The sequence below is a fragment of the Paenibacillus sp. NPDC058177 genome (assembly GCF_042883835.1).
In the GTDB taxonomy this organism is placed as follows: domain Bacteria; phylum Bacillota; class Bacilli; order Paenibacillales; family Paenibacillaceae; genus Paenibacillus_AQ; species Paenibacillus_AQ agri.
The window spans coordinates 150,917-162,627 of record NZ_JBHVVB010000005.1 but is presented as its reverse complement, the minus strand read 5'-3'; the positions used below and the strand labels follow the sequence as shown (position 1 = coordinate 162,627).

The 11,711-nt window shown below is 49.3% G+C and carries 10 protein-coding genes; 8 read left to right on the top strand and 2 right to left on the bottom strand.

Annotation, left to right across the window (positions count from 1 at the left end):
- Position 1: 1 nt before the first annotated feature.
- Entirely contained in the window at positions 2-658 is a 657-nt protein-coding gene (locus ACFVU8_RS20215; protein WP_387429695.1) for a helix-turn-helix transcriptional regulator, read from the bottom strand.
- Positions 659-877: 219 nt separating this feature from the next.
- Here ACFVU8_RS20215 and ACFVU8_RS20210 point away from each other — a divergent pair, with 219 nt between their 5' ends.
- The 8 genes from ACFVU8_RS20210 (at position 878) to ACFVU8_RS20175 (ending at position 10,344) form a co-directional block, all read left to right on the top strand.
- Positions 878-2,101, top strand: coding sequence for a multidrug effflux MFS transporter (locus ACFVU8_RS20210; RefSeq protein ID WP_387429693.1), 1,224 nt, complete (start codon positions 878-880; stop codon positions 2,099-2,101).
- A 104-nt stretch (positions 2,102-2,205) separates the two neighbouring features.
- Positions 2,206-2,772: a dihydrofolate reductase family protein gene (locus ACFVU8_RS20205; protein WP_387429690.1), complete on the top strand. Its 567-nt coding sequence runs from the start codon at positions 2,206-2,208 to the stop codon at positions 2,770-2,772.
- A gap of 124 nt (positions 2,773-2,896) precedes the next feature.
- Entirely contained in the window at positions 2,897-3,688 is a 792-nt protein-coding gene (locus ACFVU8_RS20200) for a helix-turn-helix transcriptional regulator (RefSeq protein ID WP_387430126.1), read from the top strand.
- 86 nt (positions 3,689-3,774) lie between these two features.
- Positions 3,775-4,677, top strand: coding sequence for a LysR family transcriptional regulator (locus ACFVU8_RS20195; RefSeq protein ID WP_175371320.1), 903 nt, complete (start codon positions 3,775-3,777; stop codon positions 4,675-4,677).
- 220 nt (positions 4,678-4,897) lie between these two features.
- A complete protein-coding gene (treC, locus tag ACFVU8_RS20190; RefSeq protein WP_379464771.1) occupies positions 4,898-6,601 on the top strand; it encodes an alpha,alpha-phosphotrehalase in 1,704 nt (567 codons plus the stop codon).
- Positions 6,602-6,640: 39 nt separating this feature from the next.
- Positions 6,641-8,731 (top strand): PTS system trehalose-specific EIIBC component, encoded by a 2,091-nt coding sequence (gene treP / locus ACFVU8_RS20185; RefSeq protein ID WP_387429688.1) that lies wholly within the window; start codon positions 6,641-6,643, stop codon positions 8,729-8,731.
- A 108-nt stretch (positions 8,732-8,839) separates the two neighbouring features.
- Complete coding sequence (gene treR / locus ACFVU8_RS20180; RefSeq protein WP_387429686.1) at positions 8,840-9,556, top strand: trehalose operon repressor; 717 nt, start codon at positions 8,840-8,842, stop codon at positions 9,554-9,556.
- Positions 9,557-9,594: 38 nt separating this feature from the next.
- A complete protein-coding gene (locus tag ACFVU8_RS20175) occupies positions 9,595-10,344 on the top strand; it encodes an NADPH-dependent oxidoreductase (RefSeq protein WP_387429683.1) in 750 nt (249 codons plus the stop codon).
- 285 nt (positions 10,345-10,629) lie between these two features.
- Here the strand turns inward: ACFVU8_RS20175 and ACFVU8_RS20170 are convergent, their stop codons facing one another.
- Positions 10,630-11,493: a CPBP family glutamic-type intramembrane protease gene (locus ACFVU8_RS20170; RefSeq protein ID WP_387429681.1), complete on the bottom strand. Its 864-nt coding sequence runs from the start codon at positions 11,491-11,493 to the stop codon at positions 10,630-10,632.
- Positions 11,494-11,711: the final 218 nt, after the last annotated feature.

The following is an 11,711-nucleotide window of genomic DNA, read 5'->3' as shown; positions in this document are numbered from 1 at the left end:
GTTACTTGCGTGTGGACTCTTTTTCCTTGCGCACTCGTAGCTCCCGCTGATAGTTATAGAGGGTGGCCTGGGAGATAGAGAGCAGCTCACAGACTTTAGGGACCGCGTCTTTAACGTCGAAGACACCCTTGTCGTCCAGCTGCTGGATAATCTTCAGCTTGGCTTCCTTGGAGTCCATAGAGAATGGCTTGGCCTTGAAAATCTCCTCCATAATGAGCTTCGTCGTAATTTGTTTGATCGTTTCGCCGCCGGGCTGTACGTCGGTCACCTCATAAGTAAATGTGCTGGTAAGGTGGGTCAGTAGATCCATGGCGCTTTTGAAGGCGGAGATGTCTTGGTTGACACACAGCGTGTATTTGAGTTTACCGTCCAAATCTTTGATAAAAAGAGTGGATGATTTAAGTGGCTTGTTGCTCTTGGCGGTGCTTAAATACCCGATCAGGGTGTTATTTTGCTCGGCGCTTTGAGAGAGCAGGTTAATAGTATTGGCGTCCTCCAAATCCCCTACCTGTCTTTCGGTAATATGGCCGTTTTCGATATGAATGATTTCCGCCTTCTCCATGTCATGCACAACCACTTCCGTAGATGGTCCCATCAGGGCTGCGATCATAACTGAAATGCTCTTCAGCAGTCCAGCAACATCGATGTTATTCTGCATCTGAATGACTCCTGATTCCATTGGATTTGTAAAAAAATTATAACATATAGCAGTGAAGCAGGCGAAATTCGCGCTGTGTATTCATTGGATAGAAGTATAAATTTACCATTGTTCAATTAAAGATTGACAGGGCAAGGTATGTCTTATAAATTTGTTATAAATGTTGTAATAAAATTATAACAACGTTATCTCTTAAAGACAGGTTGTGAATTAGAAATTATGATTTCTGGCTCTAAAGTTAACACCAGGCAGCCAGCTAAAGCCGGCCGCTTGTGGATTGCTTTGATTCTGGGGGCGCTCACGGCATTTGGGCCGCTGTCCCTTGATATGTATCTTCCCTCACTGCCCGATCTGGCCAAGGATCTGCATTCCAGTCCGTCACTGGCCCAACTTAGCTTGACAGCATGTTTGGTGGGTCTCGCAGTAGGGCAGCTGGTCGCCGGGCCGCTTAGTGATGTGCGCGGCCGGCGGATGCCTCTGATCGTTGGTCTATCGCTCTATGTGATTACTTCGTTTCTCTGCTCCATGAGCACATCTATTGAAGCGCTCATTGTTCTTCGGTTCATTCAGGGTCTGGGTGGCTCGGCGGGGGTTGTAGTAGCCAGAGCGATGGTAAGAGACATGTATTCCGGGACAGAGTTGACCCGTTTTTTTGCCTTGTTGATGCTTATCAATGGTGTGGCTCCTATCGCGGCACCGATTGCTGGCGGTCAATTATTGAGATTCACTTCGTGGCCGGGAGTGTTCATTGTGCTTGGTGTGATTGGGCTTGTCATGCTGGCCTCCGTGCTATTCGGTCTGCGTGAGACTCTGCCAGAGGCACAGCGGTCGGGGGGAGGGCTGAAGAGTACACTGGCTACCTTTGGACGTCTGCTGAGTGACCGGATGTTTATGGGATATGCTCTTTCGCAGGGACTGGTCTTTGCCGCCATGTTTGCTTATATTGCTGGTTCGCCGTTTGTAATTCAAAATTTGTTCGGAGCAACACCCCAGATGTTCAGCTTGATCTTCGCCGTGAATGGCCTCGGGATTATTATCACTGGACAGGTTACCGGTAAATTGGCGGAACGATTCGGTGAGACGAAGCTGTTGGTGGCCGGGCTGATCTACGCCGCAGTCGGTGGTTTGCTGCTGCTCGCAATGACCTTGCTTGGAGCCGGGCTACTGGCTACTCTGATTCCATTGTTTATGGTGGTGTCCAGTGTAGGGATTGTCAGCACGGCAGCTTTCTCCCTGGCAATGCAACAACAGGGACAATCTGCGGGCAGCGCATCTGCTCTTCAAGGACTGCTGTCGATGATCGGCGGGGCGTTGGTAGCGCCTCTGGTTGGCCTTGGCGGCAGTGGAACGGCGCTGCCGATGGGGATTGTCATCGCGGCGGCTGATGTTGGCACTATTCTCTGTTATATGCTTATGATTCGGCGACCGGGGAAGAGGTCGTAAAATAGCAATTGATAAGAAATCCTGCATGCTGTCCCATGATATACTTGAGCATATTCCTTTCAGTTAAATTGCCAAGTCAGTCGGGATAGTGATGGAGGGAGTTCATGCGCAAAGTAGTACTGAAAATGAATGTCTCTCTGGATGGATATATCAGCACGCCAAGCGGCGGATTAGACTGGGTCTTCCGGAGCTTTGATAGTGGGCTAGAGCAGTATATAGTAAATCTGCTTTGGCAGGCAGATATCCATATTATGGGCAGGAAAACCTATGATGTGATGTCTGAATATTGGTTAACTTCTACAGATAGCTATGCTGCGCCAATGAATGAAATTCCCAAAGTAGTGTTCTCCAGAACCCTGATGGAAGCGAACTGGAAGAATTCACGGATCGGACAAAGTGACCTGGAAGAAGAGCTGGCGTTCTTGAAGCTGCAGCCGGGCAAGATGATTCTTGCGCATGGGGGTGCTGGCTTTGCTCAGTCCCTGATGAAGCTGGGGTTGGTTGATGAATACCAGCTGATGATCCATCCTGTGGTGCTGGGAGAAGGCATTCCGCTCTTTAAGGACATGCATCAAGCACTGCCGCTTAAGCTACTAGACACGAGAGTATTTGATGCTGGGGTGGTGCTACATGTATACCAGCCGTCCAGCAGCCTGAAATATCGTCATTGAGCAGTGATAAGGCCTCCACAGAGATGTGGAGGTTTTTAGTTTATTATGTGTGAAAATTATGGTAAAATTATGGCGAACTTACGTTCTTTTCAGCACAAAATATTCCTGGGGGATTGTCATGCCTATGTCCAACCAGTATGCAGAAATTGACGGGGTCATTGCCTATATTCACCGCCACCTCTATGAACCCCTTCCACTGTCCCGGCTGGCTAACTATGCGGGCTACAGTCCCTTTCACTTTACACGTATATTTAAACAAAGAATCGGGATTCCGCCGCTTTATTATGTTTCTTCTCTTCGGCTGCAAAAAGCAAAGGATCTGCTGCTGCGTACAAACCAGAGTGTCCGTGATATCTCCCTTGAGATTGGTCAGCAAAGCCAGGGTACCTTCACGACCCGTTTTGTCGAACGGGTCGGCGTGACACCGTCTGAATTCAGGCATTCACGGCTTCAAGCGGAGGAGCATCTGAGGTCTCTGCAGAGCCTTGGAGGTTGGAAGGAGTGGCGGCCTGAGGCCACTCGAATAGGTACAATCGAGGGGACAGTGGGGACAGAGGTGCCATTTCAGGGGGTCACTCTGGTCGGATTGTTTGCCAAGCCCATTCCTGAAGGCCTGCCGCTGTATGGGATGCTATTGCACAATATGGGCGATTTTCGCTTTACGAATGTAAAGCCAGGCAGCTATTATTTGATGGCTACCTCCGTCTCATGGGGGATGAAGGCCCTTGATTTTTTGCTGCCGTACACCACTTTGCGAACTCGTTTGAGGGAGCCACTGGTTGTAACATCGCATTCACCGGTACCTTTTCAGGAAATGATCTTGCATCCTCCTGAATTTGGTGACCCCCCGATCCTGATTTCCTTACCACTCTTGATGAATCATTTTCTTAACAGAACGATGTATGCCAGCAAGTAAAAACTTGAAATGTATTATATAATAGAGGGAAGAGAGGTGGGGACACATCCCCTCTAAGCAATTGAAATATAGAGAGGATTATTCTATTGACCTTACAACAGTTGAAATATGTCATTGAAGTGGCAAGCCGTGGCTCTATGAACGAGGCGGCTAAGCGCTTGTTTATTTCCCAGCCGAGCTTGTCCAATGCCATCAGAGAGCTTGAGAAAGAACTGGGGATTACGATCTTTGAACGCACCAACAAAGGGATATCACTCTCTCTGGAGGGAGCCGAATTTCTTGGATACGCCAGGCAAGTCGTGGAACAGGCGGAACTGCTGGAGAACCGGTATCTCGATGCGAAACCGTCTCCGCAGCATTTTTCTGTGTCCACACAGCACTATGCCTTTGCGGTCAATGCGTTCGTGAATCTCGTCCGTGAATATGGTCATGATGAATATGAATTGGCACTGCGTGAGACGAAGACCCATGAAATTATTGAGGATGTCAAAAGTCTGCGCAGCGAGATTGGCATCCTGTACCTGAATGAGTTTAACGCCAAGGTCATCAACAAGCTGCTGCAATCGGCGAACCTGGAATTCCACAGCCTGTTTCTGGCCAAACCGCATATTTTTATCAGCATTAACAACCCGCTGGCGAAGCAGTCCATCGTAACGGTTGACCAGCTTCAACATTATCCTTACCTGTCTTTTGAGCAGGGGGAATATAATTCTTTTCACTTCTCCGAGGAGATTCTAAGTACCTTGTCCCATCAGAAAAGCATCCGGGTGAATGACAGAGCAACCCTCTTCAATCTGCTGATCGGTCTGAACGGATATACGATTTCTACCGGGGTGCTGAGCGCGGACCTGAACGGCAATGAGATCATTCCGGTGCCTCTGGATTGTGACGAGACCATTAATGTCGGCTGGATCAGCCATAAGAATGCGGCGTTGTCCAAGCTTGCCCTTGCCTATGTCGAGGCGCTCCAGCAAGCGATTGCTGAATAATGTACAGATCGTTCTGTTGCGTGTGAATATTGATTTAGAATATAGGGAATAGGTTAAGTAACGGTTATTGCTCCTAGAAGCAATAACCGTTTTTTTATAGATGGAGAAAGGGAATAAATTCTTCCGATTGACAACATGTATATACAAGTAATACTATGATAAGGCTAATGAACTTGTATATACAGGATTAAAATATTTGCTTGGCAAGGAGGACTAAACTGTGATTATTTCAAAAGCGCAGGATTGGTGGAGGCGTTCTACAGTTTATCAGGTATATCCCAAAAGCTTTATGGATTCAACAGGCAGCGGTGAAGGTGATATCCGGGGTCTAACAGGCAAGCTCGACTATTTGCAGCAGCTCGGTATTGATATTATCTGGCTTCAGCCGGTTTATGTGTCTCCGCAAAATGATAACGGATACGATGTGGCGGATTATTGCCAAATCAACCCGGAGTTTGGAACAATGGCGGATTTTGATGAGCTGATGGAAGGTGTCCAAAGGCGTGGCATGCATCTTATGCTTGACATCGTGGTTAACCATTCTTCAACAGAGCATCGTTGGTTCCAAGCGTCCAAAAGCTCCAAGGATAATCCGTACCGGGACTATTATATTTGGAAGGACCCGAAGCCGGATGGAGGCCCGCCGAATAACTGGCAGTCCAAATTCGGAGGTTCCGCCTGGCAGTATGATGAAGCCTCTGGCCAGTATTTCTTGACCCTGTTCGACAAGACGCAGGCCGATCTCAATTGGGAGAATCCGGCGGTGCGCGAAGAGGTCGTTAAGCTGATGAGATTTTGGGCGGACAAAGGCGTTAGCGGTTTCAGAATGGATGTGATCAATCTCATCTCCAAGGATCAGGCGTTCCCCGACGATGATGGCAGCATTCTTCCCGGCGATGGACGGCGCTACTATACCGATGGTCCAAGGGTGCATGAGTACGTTAAAGGATTATATGAGCAGGTATTTGGTCCTTACAACGCGATCACGGTAGGAGAGATGTCTTCCACCACGCTGGAGCACTGTCTCCGTTACTCCAATCCGGATGAGAAGGAATTCTCTATGACGTTCAATTTCCATCATCTGAAGGTGGATTATCCGAACGGGCAGAAGTGGGAGCTTATGCCGTATGATTTTGAGGCTCTGAAAAGCCTTCTGTCCCGCTGGCAGCAGGGCATGCAGGAAGGCGGGGGCTGGAACGCGCTGTTCTTCAACAATCATGACCAGCCGCGGGCGTTGTCCCGTTTTGCCGATGACGGACGTTACCGTGTAGAAAGCGCTAAGATGCTGGCGACTACCCTGCATGGTCTGCAAGGTACGCCTTATGTCTATCAAGGGGAAGAGATTGGTATGCCTAATCCTCATTGGACAGACATGAGCGAGCTGCGGGATATTGAGTCCCGGAACATGTACGGTATTCTTCTGGAACGGGGAAAAACGCCAGAGGAAGCAATGGATATTATCCGGGAGCGTTCCCGCGACAATTCCCGCACACCGATGCAGTGGAATGACAGTCCACAGGCCGGATTTACTACGGGGACGCCGTGGATTAAGGTGGACGAGCGTTACCAGGAGATCAATGTGCAGCAGCAGTTAGACGACCCGGATTCGATTCTCCATCATTACCGCAAGCTGATTGGCTTGCGCAAATCGCTGGCAGTTCTGACTGATGGCCGTTATGAGCGTCTGGATGAAGGTCATCCCCAGGTATTTGCTTATGCACGGGTCTCTGACAAGGAAACGCTGGTGGTAGTCTCCAATTTCAGCGGCCAGCCGGCGACATTCACGCTGCCCGAGTCTTTTGCAGAAGCAGCGCTGGCGGGCAAGTCGTATGAACTGCTCATTGCCAATACAGAGATGGTTCCAGAACTGGGAACAGAGCTGAAGCTGTCGCCTTATGCCTCGTGTATGTGGGTTATTAACTAAGAATCAATACGGAAATACAGTGATAAAGGAGTGAATCCCATGGCTGTTGATAAAAAAAATGTAGAAGAGATTATTCGGGCCGTCGGCGGCAAAGACAATATTGAAGTGGCTACCCATTGTGTCACCCGGCTTCGCTTCTCATTGGCGGATGAAGACAAGGTGGATCATGCGCTTCTGGAGAGTAACGATCTCGTTAAAGGCCATTTCTCCTCTCAAGGCCAGTTCCAGGTTGTCATTGGACCGGGACTCGTAGATAAAGTATATGATGAAATGATCGCAATTACAGGCGGGCCGCGCTCATCCAAAGAGGATGTCAAGAACTCAGCCGGGAAGAAGCAGAATCCGCTTCAGCGGGCGATTAAAACGCTGGCGGATATCTTCATTCCGATCCTTCCGGCTATTGTAACTTCAGGTCTTCTGCTGGGACTTAACAATATTCTGACCGGTCCGGGGATTTTCTTCGAAGGCCAGTCATTGGTGCAGGTCTATCCTGAGTGGACGGGCATCGCCTCTATTATTAACCTGATTGCCAATACTGCCTTTACCTTCCTTCCTGCGCTGATCGGTTGGTCGGCAGTGAACCGGTTCGGCGGCAGTCCGCTGTTAGGGATTGTACTCGGTCTGATTCTGGTCCACCCGGATCTGCTTAGTGCCTACAGTTATGCTGAGGCTTCTACTAAGGGAACGATACCGGTATGGAACCTCTTCGGCTGGCATATTGAGAAGATCGGCTATCAGGGACAGGTGCTGCCCGTTTTGGTCTCCGCTTACATTTTGGCAAGGATTGAGGGCTTCCTGAATAAAAGAGTGGCCGATTCTATCAAATTACTTGTTGTGGCCCCGGTCGCACTGTTAATTACCGGCTTCCTGGCGTTTACGGTGATCGGTCCGGTAACTTTTGCCCTGGGTAATGCCATTACCTCCGGCCTTGTACATGTATTTAATACGCTACCAGCACTCGGGGGATTGCTTTATGGCGGGTTATACGCTTTGCTCGTGGTTACGGGGATGCAACATACCTTCCTCGCGGTCGATGTGCAATTGATCGGCAGCGAGGGCGGAACGTTCCTCTGGCCGATGCTGGCACTCTCCAATATTGCTCAAGGTGCAGCGGCACTTGCGATGATGCTTGTGCTGAGAGAGCAAAAGGCGAAAGGGCTCGCAGCCACTTCTTCGATCTCGGCATTCCTTGGTATTACGGAACCAGCGATCTTCGGGGTGAATCTCCGTTATAAATATCCATTCATTTTCGGGATGATCGGCTCGGCAATTGGCGGCGTACTGTTAACCATAAACCATGTGTTGGCGTCCTCGGTTGGGATCGGGGGTATTCCCGGCTTCCTGTCGATCTTCCCAAAACAATGGGGTGTGTTCTTCATCGGGATGGGCATCGTGCTAGTTGTGCCATTTGGTTTAACCGTATTGTATGGCAAAATTGTCGGGCGTAAAGAAGGGACGATTGCCGCAGGATCAGCTGGTACAGCTGCGGTAACAACTAAAGCAGCTTCCGAGAATCACGCAGCGCATACAGAGACTCCTGTACAAGGTGTGAAAGCTTCCGGTAGCGCTACCGATAAGGTTGATGCAGGGTCGGCTACCTCCGTGGCGGCTGAATCTGGTATTCCATCCTCCGGCATCGTTACAGAGGAAGATGGTACCCGGGTACTGAATATTTATGCTCCACTGACGGGTCAAGCAGTACCGCTGGAGAATGTTCCTGACCCGGCTTTTGCCGAAAGACAGATGGGGCAAGGCATCGCCATAGAGCCGGAAGAAGGACGGGTGATCGCGCCTTTCGATGGTACAGTGGCACATATCATCAAGAGCAAGCATGCCGTTATTCTGGAACATAGCACTGGCGTACAGGTACTGATCCATGTCGGTATCAACACGGTGTCCCTGAAAGGCAGCGCTTTTACAAGCCATGTCAACATCGGGGACGAGGTCAAGGCTGGGCAGCTCTTGCTGGAATTTGATATGGCGGCGATTTCTGCGGCAGGATTACCGCTGATTACACCGATTATCATTCCAGATGGTCAGGATATCATTGCAGGCGTGGAAGAGGCTGCGCCAGGCGCAGTAGCGGCTGGGAGGAACGTCAGCTTGAAAATCCGCTTGAATGCAGAGTAAGAGAAAATCAATCATAGTGTGAGCAGAAACGGGCATCGTCCAGCAAAGGACAATGCCCGTTTCTTTTTTTCACATAGAATTATGGTAAAATGGTAAGCGGTGATGGAATTGAAGGAAAATATATATCAGAGCATTTTTAATACGTATGCAAAACGAATTCAGTCAGGCAAGATTCCTCCTGGGACCAAACTGCCTTCGGAGAATGAACTAATGAGTTCGTACTCTACCTCGCGGGAAACCGTCCGCAAAGCGCTAAATTTACTAGTACAGCACGGGTTTATCCAGAAAATTAGAGGCAAGGGTTCTTATGTGCTGGATATCGGGCGCATGAACTTTCCGGTCACGGGGCTTACCAGCTTCAAGGAGATGTCGGGTAAAATCGGCCGTCCGACGCGTACCCTTGTACAAAGGACCGTCTGTACCGAGGCTTCGCCGTCTATTGCGGATTATTTGCAGATAGAGCCGGGGGCACCTGTTTGGGAGGTAATCCGGGTCCGAGAAATTGAAGGCGAGCGTATTATCCTGGACAAAGATTATTTTCGGCCGGACAAAGTCGTTCTGCTAACAGAGGAACTGGCCGCGGGCTCTATCTATGAATATTTGGAGCAGACATTGAATCTGGTGATCAGTTATGCCAAAAAGGAGATTTCTGTCGAAGAGGCTACGGATGAGGATCGGGCGCTACTGGATCTGAACGGACTGACCCATGTAGTGCTTGTCCGCAACTTTGTATTTCTGGAAGATACAACCTTGTTTCAGTATACAGAATCGAGGCACCGCTTGGACAAGTTCCAATTCGTGGATTTTGCCCGGCGGATTCCTTAGGTTTTTATAGTTAGTGAAGACAGAAAGGATGAACTTTTGTGAATGAGGTTATACGAACGTTAACGAACCACCGCTCTTACCGGAACTATTCTGACCGGGCAGTGAGTACGGAGGATTTGCAAAATATTATTGCTTCGGCTCAAGCCGCACCTTCCTGGGTCCACGGTCAACAGTTCACGATCATCGCGGTCCATAATCAGGAGCGGAAACAGCGGCTCGCAGAACTGAGCGGGAATCAAAAGCATGTGGCCGAGGCACCGGTGTTTCTCGTGTTCTGCATGGACTTTTACCGGGCGGGATTGGCAAGCGAGTTAGAAGGCCAGTCTTTTGAAGCGGCTTCCGATGTGGATGCACTGTTAGTTGGGGCGGCAGATGTTGGTCTTGCTATGGCTGGTGCAATCACGGCCGCAGAATCGCTGGGTCTCGGAACCATTCCGATCGGCGGGGTCCGCCGCAATACGAAGGCTGTGATTGAGCTATTGCAGCTGCCGAAGTATGTTTTTCCTATCGCAGGTCTGTGTGTCGGATATCCCGGCGCGGAGAGCCCGAAGAAATCCCGTCTGCCTATGGAGGCTGTTTACCACGTAGAGCAATACAACCTTGATCAGACTGGGTTACTACAGGCTTACAATGAGACGCATCGTCAATCCTTGCAGCAGCAAGGTCTTCCTGAACGAAGCTGGACTAGTTGGGTCGCCCATTTTTATGCCAATAATCCTGTGTACGGCGATGCCCGGAATACTCTCAAACAGCAAGGGTTTATGTATGATAAGGAGCGGGAGGAATAAGAAAGGTCCGCTGTGCAGGTTAGCGCAAAGAAGCATTCCAAAGCCGTATTTGGCAGGAATGCTTCTTTTTATATTATATAGATTGAACTAGGGAATTTAACATATGGGTAACGGAATGGAGGGGAATTTTGGAACTGTAGGAGCGAAAGCGACGCCTTTGTCTCCGGATTTTATCCGCGAATAGCGGTATAATCCCAAGAAATCTGGAGACAACAGCGGCCGGAAGTCCAAACATTTTCCGCAATGACAACCTTAACCATATAAAAATCTTAAGTTCAGTTATAATTACAATTTTCTTGCCAACAGCGGTTTCCGTGAAATGATTACTGCCGCTGCCAGCAAGGCAAGAGCCACCAGAATGCCGGACTCTCCCGTCCAGAGCAGTGCGTTATCCCCTTTGGAGAAGGCATCGAAGACATCCTGAATGATAGCGTTCCATGAAGCATGCAGGAACGCCGCAGCCCACAAGCTACCAGTTGTTAACCGTATACGTCCAATGACATATCCCATGGAGGTAACCGAAATCATAAAGAGGATAACGGAGAGCACAGGATACGGCCCTGAATAATAGTTCCCGGCAAGGATCAAGGGGAGATGCCATACGCCCCAGATGAGTCCACTGATAAGTATCGGTTGGGGAACACGGGCGTCAATCAGCCGGGTGAGCATATAGCCACGCCAGCCCAGTTCTTCGCCGACACCACCGATCAAACCTTCCAATGTGCCAAGGACCATTTGTGCAAGTAACAACCCTATAAACACAACAACAGGTGATGCTTTAATGAATGTATCCGGTGTGTCGAATTGTACCAGGCCTGTGATCCAAGCGATTCCGTAGCCGACCAGACCAATAACTACAGGAAACAGTAGTATAAAAGGCAAGGTCTTCAGTGTACGCTTTCCGCCAATTTTCAAGGAGATGTCTGATATGCCTTCACGCAGTATCAAGCGGGTGAAGATGGAGGCCAGTCCTGGTGTCCACATCAGGAACAGGACGTAGATCTCTTGTTTCATTGATAGCACATAACCAAGAATGGAGAGCGGGATAAGTATTGCAAAAAAGACAAGTAATCCCCGTCTGGCGGAGCGAATACGTTCCATATCCCCATTTGTACTCGTGACAGGCGTGCTGCCAACATTTGTTTTCATGATGTAATCCCCTTTTATCAAAAGTATGTATGTCCACGTAGAAGTATAGCAAGTGTTATATCCTGACCAGAACAATCTCAAGTCCAGAATTTTTCCCAGACCAAAGTCGAGCAGGAACGGGCCTTCGGTCGAGGGAACCCCCTGGACTTGTATTAGCTGTCCCCTTCACTTTCACACATTGTTAAAACAATCTTTACGTTCGCCGAACAAAAGTGTGC